We start from the raw sequence: 22,377 nt of genomic DNA on the forward strand, positions 1-22,377 counted from the left end.
CGGCCGTTCTCGAGGAATCGGATGCCTTCGATGGACCTGTCATGCCTACCCCCGAGACGTTTCGACGAACAGCGCTGCCCACGGCATGTCGATCGACCAGGAGTGACCCAGCGGTTGACCCTTGAATGTATTGCTGGTGACCAGGGTCCGACCCAACGGGAATCGCCTGAACATCCGAGCGGAACTCCGTGAACGGGAAAAGCTGCGAAGCACGGAACACTTCACCAAGCGGCTCGGGGCCGAGATTAGTTTGAGCGGTGTACGGCAGTCAACGCACCGGAAACGGTCAAGAGTCGGCAAAGTCCGCTTCTTATGGGTCACTTCACGTTCATCCGGGCGGAGGCGCGCCCGCCGTGTCAGCAACTTGCGCCGCCCAACCGGAAACTCGCCCCTATTTCGCCCCATGCCGATCACGCTACGCACCGCTCTCGCGACCTTCGGCTACCATCACGCCTCTCTCTGTCCTGTTGCTGCCACCTCCGGAGCATTCGCGGGGTCAAGCCCACGGTAAAGTCCGGCCATCGCACAATTGCTCCGGTGTTCCGGCGGATGCGGAATAGAGGAATCTATACAAGCGTCCTCCGGATTTCCCATCCGCCGTCGCCCAGCGTCCACCAGCGCGTCGCCCGCACGTCACCGGCCGCTTCGGCCAGCGGTTCGGGCCGCACCGGGGCGTCCACGCTCAGCGCCACCACGGCGTCCTCGCCCGGCGCCGTCCTGGCCAGCCGCATCGCGGCGATGTTCACCCCGGCCGCGCCCAGCGCGGCGCCGAGCGCGCCCAGCACACCGGTCCGGTCCGGACAGCGGAAGAACACCGCCTCCCCGCCCAGCGGGAAGTCGATCGGCAGCCCGAAGATCTCCACCAGCAGCGCCCGGCCGCCGGGTTCGGTGAGCGTGCCGGTCACCGACGCCTCGGAGCCATCGGCGAAGACCGCCCGCAGCGTGACCGCCGAGCGGTAGCCCAGCGCGTCCGGGCCGGTGGTGGCGACCGCCTCCAGCCCCCGTCCGGCGGCCAGCGCCGGGGCGTTCACATACGACACACCGCCCTCCACCGGACCGGTCAACGCGCCCTTGAGCGCGCCCAGTTCCAGCACTCGCACATCATGGCCGGCGATCTCCCCACGGCCCACCGCCTCCAGCCGCCCCGGCAGCCGTCCGGTGGCCGCGACCAGCAGTCCCGCCAGCCGCTCCGTGAGCACCAGCCATGGCGCGAGATCCGGGGCGATGACCCCGGCCCGCACATTGACCGCCTCCGGCAGCAGCGCCCCGGCCAGCGCCCGCCGCACCGAGCCGGCCACCGACACCCCCGCCCGCTCCTGGGCCTCGGCGGTGCCCGCCCCCAGATGCGGGGTGACCACCACCGAGTCCAGCTCGAACAGCGGTGACTCCGGGCATGGTTCGACGGCGAACACATCGATGCCCGCCGCGGCCACCCGCCCCTCCTTGAGCGCCGCGTACAGCTCCGCCTCGTCCACGATGCCGCCACGGGCCGCGTTGACGATCCGCACCCCGGGTCTGACCCGGTGCAGCGCCTCGAACCCCAGCAGTCCGGTGGTCTCCGGGGTGCGGGGCAGATGGACCGAGATCAGCTCGGACCGCTCCAGCAGTTCCTCCAGCGGCACCAGCGTCACGCCCTCCTGGGCCGCGTGGGCGGGCTGGACATACGGGTCGTAGGCGATGACATCCATCTCGAACGCCCGCATCCGCCGGGCCACCAGGGTGCCGATCCGGCCCAGCCCCAGCAGGCCGAGCGTCTTGCCCGCCAGCTCCACCCCGGAGAACCGGGAGCGCTGCCACTGTCCCGCCTTGAGCGCCGCGTCGGCCTGCGGGATGTTGCGGGCCACCGCCACCAGCAGTCCCACCGCCAGCTCCGCCGCGCTCACCACATTGGAGGTGGGGGCGTTGACCACCATCACCCCGGCCGCGGACGCCGCGGGCACGTCGACGTTGTCGAGGCCCACCCCGGCCCGGCCGATCACCCGCAGCCGGTCCGCGGCGGCCAGGGCCTCGGCGTCCATCCGGGTCGCGCTGCGGATCAGCACCGCATCGGCTCCGGGGAGCGCGGCGAGCAGCGCCGCACGGTCGGCCCCGGCGCAGTGGCGCACCTCCACGCCCGGCCCGAGCGCGTCCACGGTGGCGGGCGACAGCTCCTCGGCGATCAGTACGACGGGCCGGTGGACCACGGGCTCGTCCATGGCTTGCCTCCTCCAACGACTCCTGCTGGGACAACTCCTGGCATCACGGTGACCTCCAAGGCCGGGGCGGGGCGCTCAGCCGACGCCCGCGACCAGCCGCTCCGCCGGGACCGGCGGCACCGGCGGCTCGCCGTCCCCCTCCAGGGGGGCGTAGTGCTCGGCCACCCACTCCGGGTCGTAGACCGAGTCGAGATAGCGGTCGCCCTGGTCGGGCGCGATGGCCACCGCGGTGAGCCGCTCCCCGCCCGGCCGTGCGGCCAGCCAGCGCCGCGCACCGCTCACCACCGTCCCGGTGGAACCGCCGAAGAGGAAACCGCGGCGGGCCATCGTCCGGCAGGTCTCGATGGTCTCCCGCTCCTCCACCAGCACCACGTCGTCGACCAGTCCGGTGTCCAGCAGCGGCGGGCGCACCCCGGCGCCGAGCCCCGGGATCAGCCGCCGCGCGGGCGGACCGCCGAAGGTCACCGAGCCGACCGAGTCCACCGCCACCACCGTCACCGACCGGCGGTGCTCCCAGAACCAGCGGGCGCAGCCCATCAGGGTGCCGGTGGTGCCCGCGCCGACGAACAGCACGTCCAGCGCCGGGAACTGGGCGGCGATGGCGGGGGCCGTGGTGCGGTAGTGCGCCGACCAGTTGTGCGGGTTGGTGTACTGGTTGAGCCAGACGTAGCGGGGGTCGTAGGCCACCAGCCGCTGGACGTAGTCCATCCGCGCGCCGAGCAGTCCCCGGGTCCGGTCCGGACGGCTGATGGTGAGCACCTGGGCGCCGAAGGACTGCATCTGGCGGCGGCTGGCGGGGTTGCAGCGCGAGTCGGTGACACAGAGGAAGCCGTAGCCCCGGCTGGCCGCGATCATGCTGAGCGCGATACCGAGGTTGCCGGAGGAGGACTCGACGATGACCGAACCCGGGGTCAGCGCCCCGTCGCGTTCGGCGGCGAGCACCATCTCCCGGGCGGCCTTCAGCTTCACCGATCCGGCGAAGTTGAAGCTCTCGCACTTGAGGAAGACAGGGAGGTCGCACACCGCGGCGAGATCCACATAGAGGTCCTCCATGTTGATCTCGTGCGGGGCTTGGATTACGGGCACGTCATCACCGCGATTCGTTGGGAGCGCCGCTGTCCGGCGCTTACGAGCCGGCCCGCCCGTAGCGGCTGAGCTCGTGGAAGAAACCGTCCACCACCGACAACTCGCCCGCGCGGGCCAGCCGGTCGTGGACGAAGCGGCCGAGGGCGATGTCGAGTACGCCCAGGCCGAACGGGGAGAACACCAGCGGCCGGTCGGCGGGCAGCTCCACCCGGCCCTCCAGTACGTCGTACAGGGTCCCGGCGATGAAGTCCCGGTTGCCGGTGAGCTGTTCCACCAGGTGCGGGGAGGTGTCCGCCTTCAGACAGTGGTCCACATCGTCGACGACGTTGGTGGCGCCGAGCAGGATCTCGGGGGCCAGATCGCGCAGCGAGACATTGAGCACCAGCGGGTTGTGGGCGAACCAGGCCGGGTCGTGGATATGCGGGGCGCCCGCCACCGTCGCGAACACCACCAGATCGCTGGCCCCGATCAGCTCCCGCGCGGAGCCGTGCACCACCGAGGGGGCGGCGCCGGGCCGCGCGCCGAGGTATCCGGCGAAGCCCTGTGCGTGCTGGTCGGACAGGTCGAAGACACCGACCTCGTCGAAGCTCCAGCCGGTCTCCACCAGATAGGTGTGGATGTAGCGGGCGATCAGCCCGGTGCCGATGAAACCGATCCGCCGCGGCCGCTCGCCCCGGCTGAGCCGGTCGGCGGCCAGCGCCGCGGAGGCCGCGGTGCGCGCGGCGGAGATGATCGAGGACTCCAGGCAGGCGAACGGATAGCCGGTGTCATGGTCGTTGAGGATCAGGACGGCCGAGGCGCGCGGAATACCCGCGGCCACGTTCTCCGGGAAGCTGGAGATCCACTTCAGTCCGTCGGTGGGCCGCTCACCGCCGACCGAGGCCGGCAGCGCGATGATCCGCGAGCCGGGCCGGTCGGGGAAGCGCAAGAAATACGACGGCGGATTGACCGTCCGCTCCGCGCCGTGCAGCCGGTAGACCTCCTCGACCAGCTCCAGGACCTGCTTCTCGTGGCCCGAGAGCACGTGGTCCACCTGGGCTCCGGAGATGACGGCGAACGGCGGCACGCCGGACCGCTGGGACATGTTGGGCTCCATCCATTGCATCGGTGGTGACGGTCGGTCGGTGGGGACGGGGTGGCTCAGGCCGGGCCGGGGACCCGTACCGGATCGCCGAGCACCACGGCGATCTCGCGCTCCCCCTCGTAGGGTTCGCGGCTGTGCGCCATCCGCAGGTTGTCCACGACCATCAGGTCCCCGGGCCGCCAGGGCTCCCGCAGGGTGTGCTTCTCGTAGACACCGTTGATGGCCAGCACGGTGTCCTCGGTGATGGCGCCGCCGTCCCCGTAACGGCTGTTGAACGGCAGTCCGTCCGCGCCGAACTCGAAGGTCAGGTACTCGCGGACGACCGGGTCCAGCGTCCATTCGTTGAGGAACGCGATCTGGTTGAACCAGCCGCGGCGGCCGTCGGCCGGATGGCGCAGCACCGCGGCCGAGCGCTGCCGGGTGCGCAGATCGCCGCCCGGCAGCCATGCGGTCCCGATGCCCCACCGGGCGCAGTACGCCTCGATGGCCGCGCGGTCCGCGGCGCCGAAGGACTCCTCGCGCCCCACGCCCACGGTGTCGGTGTAACTGCGCTCCAGCCGCCAGCCGGTGCGCTCGAACCGTTCCACCAGCGCCGGGTCCAGCGCCTCCAGCACCGTCCGGGAGTCGGCCACCCCGGTGATCCCGCCGGAGGCGGGCGCGGTGAGGCAGCCGAAGAGCAGGGTGGCGGGCACCTCACGGCGGTAGCTCAGCTCGTGATGCATACACATCGGCTGGTCGGGGGGCCACTCCGAGGAGGAGTACACCCCCTCAGCGAGCCGCCGCCGGGTGGCGAACCCCTCCCGTTCGTCCATCACCTCCTCCAGCAGCTCCCGGCCGACACGGCCCACCGCGGCCGCGTCGGCCAGGCCCAGACCGCGCACCAGCACCGCGCCGTGTGCGGCGACGGCCGCGCGCAGCGCGGTGCGGTGGGCGGCGGCCCAAGCGGCGGGGTCGGCGGGCGGCGGCCCGTCGAGCCGGAGGACGGCGGGGCGGTCGGCGAGGACCTCCACCGGGGGGAGCGGGGCGTGCACGGCCATCGTCGGGGTCCTCACGTCTCGGGGGCGGCGTCGACCAGCGCGGCCAGGTCGGCCAGTACGGGCATGCGGTGGAGGTCCTTCAGGGTGAACCGGCGCTCCATCGAGACGATCAGCCGCACCGCGGTGAGCGAGGTGCCGCCCCGGTCGAAGAAGTTCTCGGTGCGTCCGATCTCCTCGGCGGGCACCTTCAGCACCTCGGCCCAGGCGCGCGCCAGCCGCTGTTCGGTGCGGGTGCGCGGGGGCTCGTGGCCGGTACCGCCGCCGCTGTCACCGAGTTCGGCGGCCAGGGCGCGCAGCGCCTTCTTGTCGGTCTTGCCGTTGCCGGTGAGCGGCAGCCGCTCCAGCCGTTCGATCCGGCGCGGCACCATATAGCCGGGCAGTACCCGGGCCAGCCGTTCGCGCAGCGCCTCGGCGGGTTCGGTGGAGCCGGACTCGAAGGCCACGAGCTGCTTCCCGGCGTCCGGGGTCTCCACGACCACCACCGCGCCGTCCCGCACCCCGGGCAGCCGCAGGAGCTGGTTCTCGATCTCGCCGATCTCGATCCGGAACCCCCGGATCTTGACCTGGGCGTCCCGGCGGCCGAGGAACTCCAGTTTCCCGTCCGGCAGCCAGCGGCCGAAGTCACCGGAGCGGTAGAGCCGCTCACCGGGCCGGTGGGGGTCGGTGGTGAACGCCTGGGCGGTGCGCTCGGGGTCGTTGACGTAGCCGCGGCCGACGCAGATCCCGGAGAACACGATCTCGCCGGGGGCGCCGAGCGGCACCGGCCGGAGCCGTTCGTCCACCACGTACACGGTGACGTTGCCGACCGGCGGGCCCAGCGGTACGGAGTCCCGTGCGGGGACCGCCGTCATCACCTCGTGGTTGGTGTCGTCGCTGGTCTCCGTGAGCCCGTAGGCGTTCATCAGGGCGATCCGCGGGAAGCGGGCGAACCAGCGGACGGTCAGCTCCTTCTTCAGCGCCTCGCCGGTCACGGACACACAGCGCAGCGCGGGCAGTTCGCGCGGCCGGGTCTCCAGCCGGGAGAGCACCACCTCCAGATAGGAGGGCACCGCCTGGAGCACCGCGACCTCACCGCGCTCGATGGTGTCGAGGTAGCGGTCGACGTCGAGGACGGCCTCCTGCTCGACGATGAGCGTGCGGCCGCCGGCCACCAGTGCCGCCACGAGCTGCCACAGCGAGATGTCGAAGGACTGCGGGGCGGTCTGCGCCACCACCTGGCCCTCGGTGATCGACTGGTCGTCGATCTTGGCGTAGAGGTGATTGACGAAGCCGCCGTGTTCGCACATCGCGCCCTTGGGCTCACCGGTGGAGCCCGAGGTGAAGTAGAGGTACGCCAGCCGCTCGGGTCCGATGGCGAGCCCGGGGTCGGTGTCCGGGTGGCCCTCGGCGCACGCGTCCTGGACGGTCAGCAGCTCCGTGCCCGCGGGCGCGGCCTGCCGGAGGTGGCCGGGGCCGCCGGGTTCGGTGAGCACCAGACGGCATCCGGCACGGGTCAGGGTGCGGCCCATCCGGTCGGCGGGCGCGCCCGGTTCGACGGGCAGATACGCGGCCCCGGCCTTGAACACCCCGATCACCGCGGCCATCCAGTCCAGGTTCCGTTCGGTGACCACCGCGACCACGGCCTCCTCGCCGAGGCCGCGGGCGAGCACCGCGTGGGCGATCCGGTTGGCGCGCGCGTTGAGCCCCGCGTAGGTCAGGCTCCGTCCGGCGTACACGGCCGCGATGTCGTCCGGGCGGACGGCCACCTGCTCCTCGAACAGCTCGTGGAACCGCCGGTCGGGCAGCGTCCGTTCGGGGCCGGACATGCCGGTGAGCTGGTGGTGCAGCTCCTCCTCGGAGAGCAGGGTGCGGGCCCGGCAGGACGTGTCGGGCTCGGTGGCCAGCCGCGCCAGCGCGGTCAGGTAGTAGCCCGCGACCCGGTCCGCCGCGGCGCCGTCCAGCACATCGGTGCGGTGCCGCAGCCGCAGCTCGGCGCGGCCGGGGGCCAGATGGAGGGAGACGGTGAGCACCACCGGGGAGCCCTCGGCGGGGATGTACCGGCCGTCGCCGAGGTCGAGCACCGTCTCGTACGGCGCCTCGTCCGGCCGGGGCGCCACCGAGCCGCGCAGCAGCTCCCGCCAGCTCTCGTCACCGGCCATGACCCGCACCCCGAGGGGGACGGTCTCGCCGTGGGCCACCCAGCCGGTGGTGAGCTCCCGTTCGCCGCTGAGCGCGGCGAGCACCACGGTGTGCGCGGCCAGCGCCACGGTCTGCCAGCCGCAGCCGGAGCGGCGGGCCCGCAGCCGCGCGGCGGCCAGCAGCCGCGCCGGGAGCGGCCGGGAGACCGTGGCGGTGTGTCCGGCGGCCGGACCGGTCGCCGACGACCAGCGGGGCACGGTCCGTACGGGTCCTGCGCTCATGACGGGGTCCTCTCCAGCCGGCCGCCGGCGACGGCCGTGACATCCTCGGGAACGGCCACCGGGGCGGCCGCGAAGGGGGCGTCCGAGACGCCGTCCCACGCGGTGCCGCGCACCGCCGCCACGAACGCCGAGACCCGCTCGGCGCCCCAGAAGCCCTCCCGCCCGTGCACGAAGTACGGCACCCCGAAGGCGTCGTCCTGGTACGCGGCGGCCAGACAGGCCACGCCCCTGGCGCGCAGCCGCTCGTCGTCCACGGCGTCCGCGACGCCCGGGTCCAGGCCCAGTTCGTCCGCGATGAGGGTGATGGTGGCCCGGTCCGCGAGGTCCAGTCCGCGGTTCCAGCGCGCCCGGTAGGCGGCGGCCACGAACTCCCGTCCCCGGCCCGCCTCCTCGGCGGCCAGATAGGCCAGGTGCGAGACCTCCCAGTGCGGTGCCCGGTCCACCGGCCAGGTCACCTGCCAGCCGCGGGCGTGGGCCCAGCGGCGTGCGTCGCGCAGGATGTAGAAATTCTTGGCCCGCGACATCGGGACCACGGGCAGGGTGATGCCCTCATCGGCCAGCAGCTTCTCGGACGCGGCGTCCGGCTCCCAGTACGGGATCCACTCGATGGCGTCCAGGACGTCCGGGTAGCGCTCGCTCAGGTCCCGGTAGGCGAACCACGAGTACGGGCTGCGCAGCGAGAAGTACCAGCGGGGCTGTCGGTTCCGGCGGCTCACAGCACGATCCCCCCGTCGATGTGGACCACGGATCCGGTGATGTACGCGGCGCGGTCCCCCGCCAGGAAGGCCACCAGCTCGGCGACCTCCTCCGGGGTGCCCATACGGCCGAGGGTGACGCCCGCGAGGGCCTTGTCGCGTGCGGTGTCGCCGACGGCCGCCACCATGTCGGTGTCGATGAAGCCGGGCGCCACCACGTTGACGCGGACGCCGTAGCGGCCGATCTCCTTGGCCAGGGAACGGGAGAAGCCGATGATCCCGGCCTTGGAGGCCGCGTAGTTGGTCTGGGTGGCGTTGCCGTGCACCCCCGCCACCGAGGAGATGTTGACCAGGGCGCCGGAGCGCCGCTTCATCATGGAGAAGGCGACCGAGCGGCAGACGTGGAAGACGCCGTCGAGGTTGGTGCCCACCACCGCGCGCCAGTCGTCGTCGCTCATCATCACCATCGCCTTGTCGCGGGTGATCCCGGCGGAGGTGACACCGACCGCGACCGGGCCCAGCTCCCGTTCGGTGTGCGCCACCCAGGCCCGTACCGCGTCCGGGTCGGACACATCCACCCGCTCGGCCAGCACCCGGGCGCCCAGCGCCTCGGCCTCCTTGGCGAGGAGTTCGGCGGCCTCGGGCCGGGAGTGGTAGCAGAAGCCGACGTCATAGCCGTCCTGGGCCAGCCGCAGCACCGTGGCCCGGCCGATCCCGCGGGATCCGCCGCTGATCAGCGCCACCGGTCTGGTCCCGTCCGGCCGTCGCTCGTCCTGGGTCATGAAGTCGCCTCCTTCAGCGCACCGGCCGGCCGGAAGGCCATCACCATGCGCGCCACGGACATCACCGGGCGGGAGCCGCAGCGGCTCTCGCCCTCGAAGATCACCGAGTCGCCGAGCGAACGCGCCACGGTGACGCGGTGCTCGATCAACTCGCCGGGGTGGACGGGGCCGTGGAACTCCGCGTCGGCCACCGAGCCGAACAGCATCACCTGGCCGCGGGTCGCGGGGGCACCGGCCGAGGCCAGCAGCCCGGCGGCCTGGCCCCAGGACTCGATCACCAGCGAGGAGGGGTAGGCCGTTCCGGTGCCGGGGGTCAGCCCGGCGTACCAGGGCTCGTTGAGGGTGACGGCCTTGACCGCGGTCACGCTCCGTCCGGGGACCAGTTCCAGCACCCGGTCCACCAGAAGCATCGGATAGCGGTGCGGCAGCAGCCCGGTCAGCTCGGGGCCGTCGGGGGCGGCTGTTCGGCCACCGTCCGCGGGCCGGTAGCGCAGCCGTACCGAGGCGGCGTCACCGCGCGGGGTCACGGCGGTGGCCGCGCAGCGCCAGCCGTCGTCCCGGCGGCGCCAGGTCAGCGTGAGGTCGAGGGTGTCGCCCGGGTAGACCGCGCCGCCGAACCGCGCCGAGTCCACGGCCCCCAGGGCGACCGGTCCGGGCGCGGTGGCGAGCGCCGCCCGGTGGGCGCATTCCACGACACACACCCCGGGGAAGATCGGGAAGTCCGGATAGTGGCCCGCGAACACCGGCTCCGCGGCGTCGATGTCCACCCGTGCCACGGCCTTCCCGCCGTCCGGCCCGGACACCACGCGCACCCCGGCGGCCACCGGGCTCACGCCGTTCATGACGCCACCAGCCGCAGTACGGCACAGGCCAGCGAACCGTCGCGGTCCGCGGAGGTCACCACCGCGAGCCGCCCGGCCGCCTCGTCCGACAGCGCCGCGGTGGCCAGCAGGAAGGCGATCTGGAAGGTGGCGGAGGCGGCCGAGACATCACCGAGCCGCCCCACCGGCGGCACCCGGTCCACCGTCTCCGCGCCGAACAGCGCGGTCAGCGTGGCGCGTTCGTCCCGGCCGAGCCGCCCGTGGGCGTCGCCGGGGCTCGCGGCCCACACCTCCCCGGGCCGGGCGCCCGCCGCCTCCAGCGCGGAGGCCACACACGCCTCCAGCGCCGGCCGCACCCGGTCGCCGGTGGCCACCCGGGTGCGTACGGACAGGATCTCGGCGAGCGGCGGGCGGCCGGGACTGACCGTGTCGGGGCGCTGCATCAGCAGCACCGCGGCCCCCTCGCCCAGCGCCACATGGTCCTCGCCCCGGCTGTGCCGCTCCAGCCAGTAGCGGGCCCGGGAGTACTCCTCGGCGGCGGCGCACAGCACCGACTCCGCCCGGTCCGACGCCAGCAGCCGGGCCGAGTAGTGGAGGGCGGCGAGTCCGGCCGTACGGCCCCCGGCGAGCGTGGTGTTGGGGCCCCGGATGCCGTACCAGATGGAGCACTGTCCGGCCGCGCAGTTCATCACCGCGTTGGGCATCACGGCCGGGTCCACGTCGAACGGCGCGTCCCCCTCCAGGGAGGTGCGGGTGAAGTCCATCATCGACTCGGCGCTGCCGGTGGTGGTGCCGAGCACCAGACCGGCCCGTTCCCCGGTCTCCCGCTCCCGGTCCGCCCCCGGCTGGTCCAGCAGCCCGCCCACCGCGCTGACCGCCAGACCGGTCACCCGGTCCATCGAGCGGGTGCCCCGTTTGCCGAGCGCCTGCCGGGTCTCGAAACCCGGCACCAGATGGGCCGTTCCCACCGGCACCCGCCAGCGGGCGGTGTCCACCGGGGCACCGGTCGCACGGCCCGAGCGGACCCCGTCCACCAGCGCCGCGGTGCCCAGACCGTAGGGGGAGACCGCCGACCACGCGGAGATCACCGGTGGCGCGGCCGGTGCGGCGCCACGCATACGGCCGCTCATACCGCCGCTCGCTTCGGGCTGCTGAGCGCGGCGGTGGTGGCCTCGTCGAGGGTGGCCATCGCCCACTGGTTGGGGGCGTGTTCCCGCAGGTAGCCATGGGTGATGGTGCCGGTGGCGGTGTGCACGAGCTCTCCGCCGCGGATGACGTAGCAGTCCATCCGGGCGGTGTAGAGCAGGCTCTTGAAGACGTCCTCGATGGTGTAGACGGTGTAGAGCTCCTCCTCCATCACCGTCTCGTCCAGCAGCCGGATCCGGGACTGGGTGACGACCGGGATCCAGCCGCGCGAGTCCAGGACGTGCTTGATGGGCAGCCCCCGGTCGGCGAGGAACAGGTCCTCGGCCTCCTCCATCACACGCAGGAAGCCGGACATCTGCACCCGCTCGTTGAAGTGGCAGTAGAAGTACGGCATCCGCCAGCGCCAGCCGAACGCGTTGTCCTCACCGATCAGCCGGGCCAGCACCGGATCGGTGGTGCCGGTGGTCCCCCGGCCCTCGGCGAGGGCGCCGTACGGACGCGGGGTGACCCCCAGCTCCAGGCGGTCGCCGGTGCCCAGCCGCGGTACGGCGAACCGGCCGAGCCCGGCGGGGTACTCCTCGGACGGGGCGATATGGCCGTCGATACGCAGCGCCACCCGCACCGTGGAGCCGGCGCACTTGATCCGCTGCCCGTCGCGCTCGACGAACTGGTTGACGGTGAAGGTGAACTCGGTGGCGCCGTCCTTGGTGGCGGGCACCACCTCCGCCTCCACCTCGTCGTCCACGGCCAGCAGCGCGCCGAGCCGGGAGCGCAGCTCCACCACCTCGAAACCGAGTCCGTACCGCCGGTACAGCTCGCCCACCGGCAGTCCGGCGGTGCGGAAGTGGTGCAGCACCGCGGCCTCGGACACGTAGTTGATGTGCTTGAAGCCGATGGCGTAGCTGATGTTGTTGCCTTCGAACACCGGCCGCAGCCGTACGGTGGTCGGGGCGTCCAGCAGGGCCGACACGGCCGGATCTGACACCGGGCCCATCGCAGTCTCCTTCGGTTCCAGGGGTCGTTTCCGGATTCAGGTGCCGACGGGGTACGCGCCGCTGCCGCTCCGGGCGCGCTCGGCGGGTCCGTCGAGGACGTCGTGGACGGCGCCGGTGAACCACACGGGGTCCGCCAGCATCGGGAAGTGGCCGCCGCCGGTGCGGATCGACTCCCGGCCGCGCGGCAGCGCGGCGGCGAGCGTCCGGGCCTCGGCGGCGTCGGCGGTGGTGTCCCGGTCGCCACCGATCACCAGACACGGGGTGCCGATGGTGTGCACCGGGACCAGCGGGGTGCTCAGGTACGCGTCCAGGAAGCGCAGCCAGCCGTAGGGACCGACGAACTCGCACAGCCGCTGGGCGATATCGGCCCGCAGGGCCGGGTCGATCGGCCGATTACCGGACTGCAGCCGTACTCCCTCGGCCATGGTGGCGGGGAAGGACGCCAGCAGCGGCGCGATCATCGCCCAGGGGAAGTCGTCCGCCGACGGCCGGTAGAACGGGTTCACCAGCACCGCTCCGGCCACCCCCGGCGGGTCCCCGGCCACCGCGCGGCGGCCGAGCAGCTCCAGCAGCGGCATCGAGGCGAAGGAGTGGGCGACCACCAGATCGGCGCCGCCGGGCACCGCGGCGAGCACCTCCGCCAGCAGCGCGGCGGAGTCCCGCTCATGCCGCCAGCCGGCGATCCCCGCGCTGCCCCAGGGCAGTTCGGGCGCGTGGACCTCCACATCGGGACGCCAGTGGGCGGCGCAGGCGGACCAGATGGCTCCGCTGTTGCCCAGTCCGTGCAGCAGGACGACTCGTCTCACGCCGGTTCCTCCACGGGGAGGGCCGGATGGGGCGCATGGCGGGTCAGGGGCCCGGCCGGGGGCGTGGCCGGTGCTTCATCCGGTGCTTCGGCCGGTGCTTCGGCCGGGAGGACCGGGCGTACCGCCGGGCGGAAGACCGTGGCCGTCGCCTCCGCACCGGCGCCGCCCAGCAGCGCGTGGACCGGGCCGGTCCGGCCGGCGTCGGCCCAGCCGACGGCCGCCGCGCACTGGAGCAGCCCCAGCGCCCCGGAGCATTCGCCCCAGTCCGTCAGTCCGGCCGTCTCCGCCCCGGACGGGACGAGCGCCGGATCGGGGCACAGCCACAGCCCGCCGCCCCCGTCCGGTGCCGCCGCGGTCAACCGGGCGGCGGCGTCGCGGAGTTCCGCGGTGCGCACCACGGGGCCGAGCAGCAGCCGGGGCGCCGCACCGCCCACCGCGTCGGTGCTCCCCTCCGCGTCCGTCCGGCTGACCACCACGGCCGCGCCGCCGTCCACCACCGGGCCGCCGGCCAGCCGCCGGGTGATCTCGTTGTCCGGTTCGACGCCGATCACCAGCATGTGGTCGGCCCGTCCGGACCGCAGGGTCAGCCGGGCCCAGCGCAGGGCATCCAGACCGGAGGTGACGCCGTTGCACACCGAGAGGTTGGGGCCGCGCAGCACGAAGCGGATCGCGGTCTCGGAGGCGATGATGTTGCTGGAGGCGTTGGGGGTGTCCATCGCGCTCAGCGCGGCGGTGGTCTCCCGCGCGATGGTCTCCACCGCCCGGCAGACGGTGTCGGCGTTGCCCAGGTTGGAGCTGACCACCACACCCACCCGGCCGCCGGGGACCCGGAGGCCGTGCGGGCCGAGCAGTCCGGCGTCCCGCAGCGCAGCGTCGGCCGCGCACAGTCCGAGCTGGGTGGCCCGGTCCTTGAAGCGCAGCCCCTTCTTGCCGATCAGCTCGGCGGGGCACACCGGTCCGGCACCGGCCACCGCGCCGCGCAGCAGCCCGGCCGGGTCGCCGATACCCGGCAGCACCACGCCCGTCCCGGTGATCGCCGTCCCCGTCATGCCGCACCCGCCACGATCGCGACGGCGTTGACGCCGCCGAAGCCGAACCCGTTGATCTGCGCCACCCGTACCGGGGTGGTGAGGGGGGCGCCGCGGACCAGCCGCAGCCCCTCGCCCTCCGGCAGCGGATCGGTGAGATGGGCGATCGGGGGCACCCGGCCGCCCGCCACCGACGCCAGCGCCACGATCAGGCTCATCAGCCCGGCGGAGCCGGAGGTGTGGCCGGTCAGCGATTTGATCCCGGTGAAGGCGGGCCGTGCGCCGCCGAACACTCCGGCCATCACCTCGGCCTCGGTACGGTCGTTCAGCGGGGTGCCGGTGGCGTGCAGCACCACCAGGTCGATGTCCTCGGGACGGCTGCCCGCCGCCGCCTGCGCCCGTTCCACGGAGGCCCGCACCCCGGCCGCGTCCGGCGCGGTCTGGTGGTGGGCGTCGCAGTTGACCGCGACCGAACGCAGCCAGCCGCGCACCGGGCGGTCCGCCACCGGCTCCCGGCGCAGCACCACGGCCGCGGCGCCCTCGCCGAGGATGGTGCCGCGGCGGGCGCGGTCGAAGGGCCGGACGACATCGGGCGGATCGAACTGCACCCGGTCGGCCAGGCCGAACATGGACTCCGTCACGGTGTCGCAGCCCGCCACCACCACCGTGTCGCTCTCGCCCTGTTCCAGCAGGTCCCAGCCGAGCGCCAGCGCGTAGAGCGAGGCAGAACAGGCGCCCGCGAAGGTGTGGGTGTCATACGCGCCGAAGCGGCGGCGCAGCGCCGGGCCGAAGTCCAGGTCCCCGGCGGCGAACGGAACTCCGTCGCGCCACCACAGCTCCAGTGAGCGCAGTTCGCGCAGCCCGGTGCCGACGAGCACCGGGATACCGCCGAGGTCCTCGGGGAGCCCGGCGTCGGCGGCGGCCTGGCGGACCGCCTCCAGCAGGAAGCGGGTGGCCCGGCCGGGTTCATCCGTGCCGTCACCGCCGGAGCGGTCCTCGATCTCGAAGAGCTGCCGGGCGGTGAAGCGTTCGCGGTCGAACCCGCGCAGCGGTCCGAGGCCGCTGCGGCCCTCGCACAGCGCGTCGAAGATCTGCCCGGGGTCGTCCCCGATACTGGCGACCGCGCCGACGCCGGTGATCGCATAGCTCATGAGGCGCTCCCGGCGAGCGGCCGCTGTCCGGCACCGGCACCGGCGCCGCCCTCGTACTTGCCCAGGATCACGATGGCGTTGTTGCCGCCAAAGGCCAGTCCGTTGTTCTGCACCACCCGCAGATCGGCGTCCACGGCCCGGTTGGGCACACAGTCGATCTCACAGGCCGGGTCGGTGGTGGTGTGGTTGATGGTCGGCGGGATGAAGCCGTGGGTGATGGCCAGGCCGCAGGCGATGGCGCCCAGCGCGCTGGCCGCGCCCATGGTGTGGCCGAGCATCGACTTCAGCGAGATGGTGCGCGGGGTGGCTGCCCCGAACACCTCGCGGATGGCGCGGGATTCGGTGATGTCATTGGCCTTGGTGCCGGTGCCGTGGGCGGAGATCAGATCGACCTCCTCCGGTTTCACCCCGGCGTTCTCCAGGGCGATGCCCATACAGGCGGCGACGCTGGACCCCTTCGGCGCGACCTGGTGGTACGCATCGCAGTTGAGGCCGTAGCCGAGCACCTCGGCGTAGATCCGGGCACCGCGCGCCAGCGCCGACTCCAGGCTCTCCAGCACCAGCACCCCGGAGCCCTCGCCGGTGAGGATGCCCTTGCGGTCGACGTCGAAGGGCTGGCAGCACTCGGGGGCGATGGTGCCCAGCCGGTAGAAACCGGTGAAGGTCTTGCGGCACATGGCGTCCGCGCCGCCGCACAGCGCGAACTCCACCTCACCGGAGCTCACCGCGTCGAAGCCGTAGCCGATCGCGTAGTTGCCCGCGGAGCAGGCGGTCGCGATGGTCAGCGCCTCGACATCGGTGAGCTGGAGCTCCTGCGCGATGGTGGTGGACAGCCGGGCGGCCGGGACCCGGCGCACGGTCTGCCGGTCCATCCGCTCGGGTCCTTCGGCGACATCGGTCTCCACGAGCTGGTCGAGTTCGAAGGACTCACCGTCGGTGGTGCCGACGGAGATCAGCCCGCGCCGTCCGGCGAGCCATTCGGGGTCCAGACCCGCGTCCCGCACCGCCATCCGGGCCGCCGCGACGGCGAACCGGCTGGCCCGTCCCAGCTCCCGGACCGGGGTACGGGTGATCCACTCCTGTGGATCGAATCCCCTGACCTCGCATCCGTTGACGTGCGCGAAACCCTCGACGTCGAACACCGAGATGGGGCTGACCCCGCTGCGCCCCTCCCGGAGGCTCCGGGTGAACTCGTCGGCGCCTATACCGATACTGGAAATGACGCCGAAACCGGTGAGGACCACACGGCGTTTCACCGCCGCGGCACCGGGACGTGAATCGGACATGGTGACTTCCCTTTTGACTCGGCGGCCACGGGCCGGTTACCGGCTGGGGGCCTCCGCCACGACCTGGTAGACCTTCTCCAGATTCACCATCTCGCTCAGCTCCGACTGATCGATGGTGATCTTGAACTCCTTCTCCAGGGAGGCGAGGATCTCGATCGCCCGGAGGGAGTCGGCACCGTGGTCGTCGATGAAGAGGCTGGTGTCGGTGACCTCGTCCTCTTCCAGTTCGAGAATGTCGCAGACGATCTCCTTGATCGTCGCCTGGCGCTCCGCCGTGATCGTGGCCATGGTGGTTCTCTCCTCGTGGTGATGCTGATGGGAGTGGGGCTTACGGGGGACGGCGTCCGGGACGCCGTCAGGACGCGTTCGCGGCCATGGCCTCGGCGAGGCTGCGCGGACGCATATCGGTCCAGTTCTCGTTGATGTGGTCGAGGCATTCCTGACGGGCCGCCGGTCCGTGCACGGACTTCCAGCCGTCCGGGATCTCGGCGAAGACGGGCCACAGGGAATGCTGGCCCTCATCGTTCACCAGTACGTGGTAGGTGGCCTCGTCGTCCTCGAATGGATTAGCCATCTGCTTCCCCTTCCAGGGGCTCGCCCATTTCGGCTCGACCATAGGCAGCCGTGATTACGGGCCACAAGCGTCTTCGGGAACGAGCGGGGAGAAGCGCGTCAGAGATTCCAATGAGAAGAATTCGATAAAGCGTTGCCAACGGAGCGGCCCCTGCTTTCGGCCGCCGCGGGCACAGGGAAAAGGGGCGTTCGCCGCCGCGCGGTCACCGGACGGTCCGTCCGGCCGTCACCCATCCCGCCCGGCCCACCACTCAGGGTGACACCGGGCCATCAAGAAATTCTCGGCCCCGGGCCGTCGGCCGGGCCCCGCGCGGTACCGTGACCGCGCCAACCGCCGTCCACCGCACGGGAGTCCACCGATGTCGCGGTCGCTGCTCCGTCCGCTGCCCCGCCCCGGCGCGACCCGGACCCTGCTGTGCCTGAGCTTCTGCGGTGGCGGCACCGCCTCCTTCCGGCCCTGGGCCGAAGCCCTGCCGCCGGACGTGGAGTTGGTGCTGTACTGCTACCCCGGACGCGAAGGCCGATACACGGTTCCTTTCGCGGCCGACTGGAACGCGCTCCTCACGGACGCGCTGGACGCCGTCCGCACGGTCGCCGCCGAACGCCCGTACCTGCTGCTGGGGCACAGCATGGGCGCCTGGGTCGCGTTCGACCTCACCTGCCGGCTGGAGGCCGGCGCGGGCACTCCGCCGCGCACACTGATCGCCTCCGGCGCCGACTCCCCCGTCCGCTGGGCCGAGAAGCGCCGCGAGACCCCCACCTCGGCCGACACCGATGAGGAACTCCTCACCTGGATGAGCACGGTGGGCCAGCTCTCGGACGCCGTGCTCGCCGAACCCGAGCTGCGCGCGATGGCCGTCGAGGTGTTCCGCGCCGATCTGCTCGCCTCCGACGGCTACCGCTACCGCGAGGGCGTCACGGTGCGCACCCCGCTCCAGGTGCTGTACGGCGCGGAGGACGACCTCGAGGACCCGGCGAAGGGCTGGCGGCCGCTGGCCGCCGGGGAGTTCCGCGCGGATGTGCTGCCGGGCGGCCACTTCTACACCCCGGAGGTCTGGGCCCGGCTGCCCGAGGCCGTCGCGGCCCTGCACCCGGCCGCGGCCGGGAACCGCGGATGATCCGGCGGGGGGCCGGAGGCCGGCGGTCCCGGGAAACCCGGTTGAGGCCGGGTAGGGACCCGGCTACCGTGCCCGGTGTGATGAGCCCCGAGTCGGACAGAACCGAGCCGCCGGTCACCCGGCGGCGGGTCATGCGCTGACCGAACACCGACGCTCGGTCCGCGAGCTCCTCCGAGCTGCCTCCGAGCTGCCGACGTCGGTTCCCGCTCCGGTGACCGGACGACTTCCGCGCGTCCGGCCCTTCCGCTGCCCACGCCACCTTCCGGTGCCATGGGCGGCGCCGCCCGGCGCGCGGACGCCCCCATCCGCGTCCGCACTCACCGGAGCCGATTCCTTGCCCGTGTTCCTGCATGTCCTGGGCCTCGCCGTATTCGCCCAGGGCACCTCCGAGTTCATGCTGTCCGGCCTCGTCCCGGGCATCGCCCATGACCTGTCCGTGTCCGTCGGCGCCGCCGCCGGGCTGACCTCCGCCTATGCCATCGGGATGATCGTGGGCGCGCCGGTGATGGCCGCCTGGAGCGCGCGGTGGCCACGCCGCCGCGCGCTGGCGGGCTTCCTGGCCGCGTTCGTCGTCGTCCATGTCCTGGGCGCCCTGACCACGGACTTCACGGTGCTGTTCGCCACCCGGGTCATCGCCGCCGTCGCCAACGCCGGTTTCCTGGCGGTGGCGATGTCCGTCGCCACCGCCCTCGTCCCCCCGGCGCTGCATACGCGCGCCACCGCCGTGCTGCTGTCCGGGGTCACGCTGTCCTGTGTGGCCGGGGTGCCCGCGGGGGCGCTGCTCGGTGAACGGTCCGGCTGGCGCGCGGTGTTCTGGGCCGTCGCCGTCCTCTGTCTGCCCGCGCTGGCGCTGGTGTTCCGGCGGGCCCCCGCCGATGCGGCACCGCACGGGGAGGTACCGGTCCGCCGCGAGGTCCCGGTCCGCCGGGAGGTACGGGCCCTGCGGGCGCGCCCGGTGCGACAAGCGCTGGTGCTCGCGGCCACGGTCAACGGCGCCACGTTCGCCACCTTCGCCTATCTCGCCGTCATCGCCACCGACGTGGCCGGGCTGCCCGGCGGCGCGGTCCCGGCCCTGCTCGCCGCGTTCGGCGCGGGTGCGTTCGCCGGTGTCACGGTGGCGGGCCGCCGCGGCGGATGGGGCCGCGGACTCTTCCTCGCGATGGGCGCGCTGCCCATCGGCTGGGCGGTCCTCGCGCTGACCGGCTCGCACCCCGTACCGCTGATGGTGATGGCGGTGGTGCAGGGCGGTCTGTCCTTCGGTGTCGGATCGGCGCTGGTTGCCCGGGTGATGCGGACCGCGTCCTCCGAAGCGCCTTCCCTGAGCGGTGCGTTCGCCACCGTCGCGCTGAACGTCGGTGCGTTCGCCGGTCCCCTGGCGGCCGAGGCGGCTGCCGGGGCGCTCGGGGACTACCGGGGCGCGGTGTGGCTCAGCGCGGCCCTGTCCGCGACGGCCGCCGCCGTCCTGGCGGTGTCCCGCGCCACCGGTCCCGCGTAGCAGGACTCCTGGTCTTTCCGCTGCTCACAGCCGTGTTAGCCGGATGTTAGCGACGCGGAAGCCGCGCGGTTCGAAGGGTTAGCGGTGCGGCAGTGTCCCGATAGCGGGCCCGGCCAGAGTGGATGTCGTACCGAGGAGAACGACAACACCAACCGTCCCGGGGGGAACCGAAATGAGCGCCAGCACCACTGTCCGCACCGTCCGTCGCCGCAGCCTGCGCGTGGCCGCCGCGGCCCTGATCGCCGCCGCCGGTCTGTCACTGACCGCCTGCAACAACAACGAGGCCAACGCCTCCAAGCCCGCAGGCCAGTCGGACACGGCCGCCGCCGGATCCGCGAGCTCGGGCTCCGCGGGCGGCGCGCAGGGCTCCGCCCCTGAGGCCGACGCCGGTACCAAGGCCGGCGGCAAGGCCGGGGCGTCCGTCCAGCGCTGCCACACCTCCGGTCTGACGGCCGCGTTCGCCACCGGCGAGGACGCGGCCCCGGACCCGGAGGCGGGCGGTTCGACGACGACCAGCATCGTGCTGACCAACAAGAGCGGCCGCACCTGCAGGATCGGTGGCTTCCCGGGAGTGGACCTCAAGACCGAGAACGGCGGTGAGAGCTGGTCGCTGCAGCGCTCCTCGGCGAAGTTCGGCGCGATCACCCTGGGCCCCGGTGAAAGCACCGACTTCACCCTCAACGTCGCCCTGGCCGAGGAGGACGCGGAGGACGGCTTCTGGGCTCCCGCCCACGTGTCCGTCACCCCGCCCAACGAGACCTCCTCGCTGACCGTGGAGTGGCCGTGGGGCGCGCTCGTCGACCAGCGCGGCGCCACCCACCCGGCCACCTTCGTCAACCCCATCGGCTGACCACCCCGGCACGCACCGCCCCGGACGGGGGCCGAAGACCCTCCGGGCAGGACCAGCCCGGAGAACGCGGAAAACAGAGAAGGAGACAACCATGAAGTCGTGGCGTTCTCGTATCGGCGTAGGACTCGCTGTCGGTGCGGCGGCTATCGCCATCCCGCTGACCGCCACCACCGCCTCCGCGGCCCCGCCCCCCGGCGACGGCTGGGTCCCCGTCGGCGCCCTGAAGTACCCCTCGAAGGCGGCGTGTGAGGCGGCGGAACTCCCGCAGGCCCAGGCCAACGGCTACCACGAGGTGTGGTGCGACGACAGCGAGACCATCATGCCCATCTACAGCCGCTGACCACTCTCCACCCGGCGGGACACCGCCCGCCGACACCCCCGCGATGAAGGTCCGCTGCCCCGGTGTGTGCCACCGGGGCAGCGGACCTTCCGCGTTCACGGAACCGCGCCGCCGCCGAGCGCGCGCCGGCGGATCGCCCGCAGCATGGAACGCCGGGTGAGGCCGCTCCCGGCCCGGATGGCCAGCCAGTACGGCCGGAACCGGCGCCGGGTGCGCTCGTCGGTGGCGTACACCCGGGTCTCCGTACTGAGCACACCGCCGCCGAAGCGCACGTTCATCACCACCTTCAGCAGCCCCGGTTCGGCGCACTCCCGGACCACCTCCAGCGCGCTCCCCTCGGGCCGGGCCCGGCCGTCCTCCAGCGTGTCCACGCCGACGAACAGCACCTCGCCCTCCCCGGCGCGCACGGTCTCCCCCATCCCGCCCAGGAAGTCCCCGACGATCCGCCGCTCCCGCCCCACATCGGCCCGTGTCAGCGCCACCAGCGTCCGCGCCACCGGCGCCTCCGCCCAGGTGGTCTCCCACACCGCCCGCATCACCACCCCGGCGGACGCCGCCACACACACCCGGTGGACCTCCCGGAAGTGCCACCGCGGCAGCAGCCGGTCCAATTCCGTACGACCGTCGAGATCGTGCGCATCCATCGGCATCTCCCGGGACGGTGAATACGACTACCCGGAAGTCGTCCCACGGCATCCGCATTCCCGTCCACGCCATATCGAATTCTGCGATGTCGTATCAGGGCTTGAGCAGGCGGCTGGTGAATCCGTCGCGGACGAGCGATGTGTAGGCGGTATGAACGTCCTCCGGAACGTCCTGCTCGATGGCGAATCCGAGCCGGGGGTACTCGATGACCCGCTGGAGGTCTCCCACGAGCTGGTCGGTGACGAGCCACTCGTCACCGATGTGCTTGAGGTAGTCGTCGAAGTCCAGCGGTGCGGACGCGCAGATCACCTCGACCTCGGGCCACATCCGGCGAGCTGTGGCGAAGGATCGCCGCTCCATATAGGGCATGGAGATCAGCATCACCGTGCGTGGTGTGATCCCGGCGGACGCCAGGACCTCACGGGAGAAGGTGATGTTCTGGCCTGTGTTCCGGGCCTTCGGCTCAAGGAGGATCGTGCTCTCCGGAACGCCGAGTTCGATGGCGTGCTCGCGGAATCGGACGGCTTCGCCTCGGGGAAACCGGTCCGGAGCCGTGGGATTGGGCCCACCGGTGAACACCAGTGACGGGAAGAGCCCGGCCGCGTAGAGCTGGGCGCAGAAGGCCGGGACGCCCAGATCGTGGCTGCCCAGGCCGATGGCTACGTCTGCCGGACGGATCTGGTGATGCATCCGGTGGTAGTCCCAGATGCATTCGGCCCACTGCCGATGCTGCCCGGTCAGAGCGCGCTGGTCGTCCGTCACACGCATTCTCCTCTCCCTGATAACCGTTGCCAGGGGCCGGAGGCCCCTCGGCCATCGTCGATGAGGCGCTGCCCACTCTCCGG

The 22,377-nt window shown here is 72.7% G+C and carries 22 protein-coding genes; 4 read left to right on the top strand and 18 right to left on the bottom strand.

Annotation, left to right across the window (positions count from 1 at the left end):
• Positions 1-566: 566 nt before the first annotated feature.
• From serA to NMK44_RS07250, 16 genes are all read right to left on the bottom strand, one after another.
• Positions 567-2,195, bottom strand: a complete 1,629-nt coding sequence (serA, locus tag NMK44_RS07175; RefSeq protein ID WP_254739557.1) for a phosphoglycerate dehydrogenase — start codon at positions 2,193-2,195, stop codon at positions 567-569.
• 75 nt (positions 2,196-2,270) lie between these two features.
• Positions 2,271-3,281, bottom strand: a complete 1,011-nt coding sequence (gene sbnA, locus NMK44_RS07180; RefSeq protein WP_254739559.1) for a 2,3-diaminopropionate biosynthesis protein SbnA — start codon at positions 3,279-3,281, stop codon at positions 2,271-2,273.
• 40 nt (positions 3,282-3,321) lie between these two features.
• Positions 3,322-4,365 carry a 2,3-diaminopropionate biosynthesis protein SbnB gene (gene sbnB / locus NMK44_RS07185; RefSeq protein WP_254739561.1) on the bottom strand — a complete coding sequence of 348 codons (1,044 nt, stop codon included), beginning with the start codon at positions 4,363-4,365 and terminating at the stop codon, positions 3,322-3,324.
• A 56-nt stretch (positions 4,366-4,421) separates the two neighbouring features.
• Positions 4,422-5,402, bottom strand: a complete 981-nt coding sequence (locus tag NMK44_RS07190; RefSeq protein ID WP_254739563.1) for a TauD/TfdA family dioxygenase — start codon at positions 5,400-5,402, stop codon at positions 4,422-4,424.
• 11 nt (positions 5,403-5,413) lie between these two features.
• Positions 5,414-7,801: a non-ribosomal peptide synthetase gene (locus tag NMK44_RS07195; protein ID WP_254739565.1), complete on the bottom strand. Its 2,388-nt coding sequence runs from the start codon at positions 7,799-7,801 to the stop codon at positions 5,414-5,416.
• Positions 7,798-8,517, bottom strand: a complete 720-nt coding sequence (locus NMK44_RS07200) for a 2-hydroxychromene-2-carboxylate isomerase (RefSeq protein ID WP_254739567.1) — start codon at positions 8,515-8,517, stop codon at positions 7,798-7,800. The genes NMK44_RS07195 and NMK44_RS07200 overlap by 4 nt, the downstream gene beginning before the upstream one ends.
• Positions 8,514-9,278, bottom strand: coding sequence for a 3-oxoacyl-ACP reductase FabG (fabG, locus tag NMK44_RS07205; protein WP_254739569.1), 765 nt, complete (start codon positions 9,276-9,278; stop codon positions 8,514-8,516). Before fabG ends, NMK44_RS07200 begins: the two co-directional genes overlap by 4 nt.
• Complete coding sequence (locus tag NMK44_RS07210; protein ID WP_254739571.1) at positions 9,275-10,120, bottom strand: 3-hydroxyacyl-ACP dehydratase FabZ family protein; 846 nt, start codon at positions 10,118-10,120, stop codon at positions 9,275-9,277. Before NMK44_RS07210 ends, fabG begins: the two co-directional genes overlap by 4 nt.
• Positions 10,117-11,229, bottom strand: coding sequence for a beta-ketoacyl synthase N-terminal-like domain-containing protein (locus NMK44_RS07215; RefSeq protein WP_254739573.1), 1,113 nt, complete (start codon positions 11,227-11,229; stop codon positions 10,117-10,119). The genes NMK44_RS07210 and NMK44_RS07215 overlap by 4 nt, the downstream gene beginning before the upstream one ends.
• On the bottom strand, positions 11,226-12,239 hold the full coding sequence (locus NMK44_RS07220) for a thioesterase family protein (protein ID WP_254739575.1): 1,014 nt from the start codon (positions 12,237-12,239) through the stop codon (positions 11,226-11,228). Before NMK44_RS07220 ends, NMK44_RS07215 begins: the two co-directional genes overlap by 4 nt.
• Before the next feature lie 36 nt (positions 12,240-12,275).
• Complete coding sequence (locus tag NMK44_RS07225; protein ID WP_254739577.1) at positions 12,276-13,046, bottom strand: alpha/beta fold hydrolase; 771 nt, start codon at positions 13,044-13,046, stop codon at positions 12,276-12,278.
• Positions 13,043-14,095, bottom strand: a complete 1,053-nt coding sequence (locus tag NMK44_RS07230; RefSeq protein ID WP_254739579.1) for a beta-ketoacyl synthase N-terminal-like domain-containing protein — start codon at positions 14,093-14,095, stop codon at positions 13,043-13,045. Before NMK44_RS07230 ends, NMK44_RS07225 begins: the two co-directional genes overlap by 4 nt.
• The gene (locus NMK44_RS07235) at positions 14,092-15,225 is read right to left on the bottom strand and encodes a beta-ketoacyl synthase N-terminal-like domain-containing protein (RefSeq protein ID WP_254739581.1); all 1,134 of its coding nucleotides are present in this window, start codon (positions 15,223-15,225) and stop codon (positions 14,092-14,094) included. The genes NMK44_RS07230 and NMK44_RS07235 overlap by 4 nt, the downstream gene beginning before the upstream one ends.
• Positions 15,222-16,511, bottom strand: coding sequence for a beta-ketoacyl-[acyl-carrier-protein] synthase family protein (locus NMK44_RS07240; RefSeq protein ID WP_254739583.1), 1,290 nt, complete (start codon positions 16,509-16,511; stop codon positions 15,222-15,224). The genes NMK44_RS07235 and NMK44_RS07240 overlap by 4 nt, the downstream gene beginning before the upstream one ends.
• 36 nt (positions 16,512-16,547) lie before the next feature.
• Positions 16,548-16,799, bottom strand: a complete 252-nt coding sequence (locus NMK44_RS07245) for an acyl carrier protein (protein ID WP_254739585.1) — start codon at positions 16,797-16,799, stop codon at positions 16,548-16,550.
• A 67-nt stretch (positions 16,800-16,866) separates the two neighbouring features.
• Positions 16,867-17,085, bottom strand: a complete 219-nt coding sequence (locus NMK44_RS07250; RefSeq protein ID WP_254739587.1) for an MbtH family protein — start codon at positions 17,083-17,085, stop codon at positions 16,867-16,869.
• Between the two features lie 358 nt (positions 17,086-17,443).
• On the opposite strand from NMK44_RS07250, the gene NMK44_RS07255 reads away from it, so the two are divergent.
• The 4 genes from NMK44_RS07255 to NMK44_RS07270 all read left to right on the top strand — a co-directional run bounded on the left by NMK44_RS07255 (position 17,444) and on the right by NMK44_RS07270 (position 20,887).
• A complete protein-coding gene (locus NMK44_RS07255; RefSeq protein ID WP_254739589.1) occupies positions 17,444-18,202 on the top strand; it encodes a thioesterase II family protein in 759 nt (252 codons plus the stop codon).
• A 334-nt stretch (positions 18,203-18,536) separates the two neighbouring features.
• Positions 18,537-19,697: a Cmx/CmrA family chloramphenicol efflux MFS transporter gene (locus NMK44_RS07260; protein WP_302887911.1), complete on the top strand. Its 1,161-nt coding sequence runs from the start codon at positions 18,537-18,539 to the stop codon at positions 19,695-19,697.
• A gap of 172 nt (positions 19,698-19,869) precedes the next feature.
• Positions 19,870-20,547, top strand: coding sequence for a DUF4232 domain-containing protein (locus NMK44_RS07265; protein ID WP_254739591.1), 678 nt, complete (start codon positions 19,870-19,872; stop codon positions 20,545-20,547).
• A gap of 91 nt (positions 20,548-20,638) precedes the next feature.
• Positions 20,639-20,887 carry a hypothetical protein gene (locus NMK44_RS07270; RefSeq protein WP_254739593.1) on the top strand — a complete coding sequence of 83 codons (249 nt, stop codon included), beginning with the start codon at positions 20,639-20,641 and terminating at the stop codon, positions 20,885-20,887.
• A gap of 95 nt (positions 20,888-20,982) precedes the next feature.
• On the opposite strand, the gene NMK44_RS07275 is transcribed toward NMK44_RS07270, so the two are convergent.
• Entirely contained in the window at positions 20,983-21,531 is a 549-nt protein-coding gene (locus NMK44_RS07275; RefSeq protein ID WP_254739594.1) for a hypothetical protein, read from the bottom strand.
• Positions 21,532-21,625: 94 nt separating this feature from the next.
• The gene (locus NMK44_RS07280; protein WP_254739596.1) at positions 21,626-22,294 is read right to left on the bottom strand and encodes a YdcF family protein; all 669 of its coding nucleotides are present in this window, start codon (positions 22,292-22,294) and stop codon (positions 21,626-21,628) included.
• Positions 22,295-22,377: the final 83 nt, after the last annotated feature.

Origin of the sequence: Streptomyces cucumeris, assembly GCF_024295805.1 — a bacterium.
Taxonomy (GTDB): domain Bacteria; phylum Actinomycetota; class Actinomycetes; order Streptomycetales; family Streptomycetaceae; genus Streptomyces; species Streptomyces cucumeris.

Bases quoted from the DNA above. Each gene is read 5' to 3' on its own strand.
- NMK44_RS07240 (WP_254739583.1), bottom strand. From the start codon at position 16,511: ATGTCCGATTCACGTCCCGGTGCCGCGGCGGTGAAACGCCGTGTGGTC.
- serA (WP_254739557.1), bottom strand. From the start codon at position 2,195: ATGGACGAGCCCGTGGTCCACCGGCCCGTCGTACTGATCGCCGAGGAG.
- NMK44_RS07270 (WP_254739593.1), top strand. From the start codon at position 20,639: ATGAAGTCGTGGCGTTCTCGTATCGGCGTAGGACTCGCTGTCGGTGCG.
- NMK44_RS07210 (WP_254739571.1), bottom strand. From the start codon at position 10,120: ATGAACGGCGTGAGCCCGGTGGCCGCCGGGGTGCGCGTGGTGTCCGGG.
- NMK44_RS07220 (WP_254739575.1), bottom strand. From the start codon at position 12,239: ATGGGCCCGGTGTCAGATCCGGCCGTGTCGGCCCTGCTGGACGCCCCG.
- NMK44_RS07250 (WP_254739587.1), bottom strand. From the start codon at position 17,085: ATGGCTAATCCATTCGAGGACGACGAGGCCACCTACCACGTACTGGTG.
- NMK44_RS07235 (WP_254739581.1), bottom strand. From the start codon at position 15,225: ATGAGCTATGCGATCACCGGCGTCGGCGCGGTCGCCAGTATCGGGGAC.
- NMK44_RS07275 (WP_254739594.1), bottom strand. From the start codon at position 21,531: ATGGATGCGCACGATCTCGACGGTCGTACGGAATTGGACCGGCTGCTG.
- NMK44_RS07230 (WP_254739579.1), bottom strand. From the start codon at position 14,095: ATGACGGGGACGGCGATCACCGGGACGGGCGTGGTGCTGCCGGGTATC.
- NMK44_RS07265 (WP_254739591.1), top strand. From the start codon at position 19,870: ATGAGCGCCAGCACCACTGTCCGCACCGTCCGTCGCCGCAGCCTGCGC.
- NMK44_RS07195 (WP_254739565.1), bottom strand. From the start codon at position 7,801: ATGAGCGCAGGACCCGTACGGACCGTGCCCCGCTGGTCGTCGGCGACC.
- NMK44_RS07190 (WP_254739563.1), bottom strand. From the start codon at position 5,402: ATGGCCGTGCACGCCCCGCTCCCCCCGGTGGAGGTCCTCGCCGACCGC.
- fabG (WP_254739569.1), bottom strand. From the start codon at position 9,278: ATGACCCAGGACGAGCGACGGCCGGACGGGACCAGACCGGTGGCGCTG.
- NMK44_RS07255 (WP_254739589.1), top strand. From the start codon at position 17,444: ATGTCGCGGTCGCTGCTCCGTCCGCTGCCCCGCCCCGGCGCGACCCGG.
- sbnB (WP_254739561.1), bottom strand. From the start codon at position 4,365: ATGTCCCAGCGGTCCGGCGTGCCGCCGTTCGCCGTCATCTCCGGAGCC.
- NMK44_RS07215 (WP_254739573.1), bottom strand. From the start codon at position 11,229: ATGAGCGGCCGTATGCGTGGCGCCGCACCGGCCGCGCCACCGGTGATC.
- NMK44_RS07245 (WP_254739585.1), bottom strand. From the start codon at position 16,799: ATGGCCACGATCACGGCGGAGCGCCAGGCGACGATCAAGGAGATCGTC.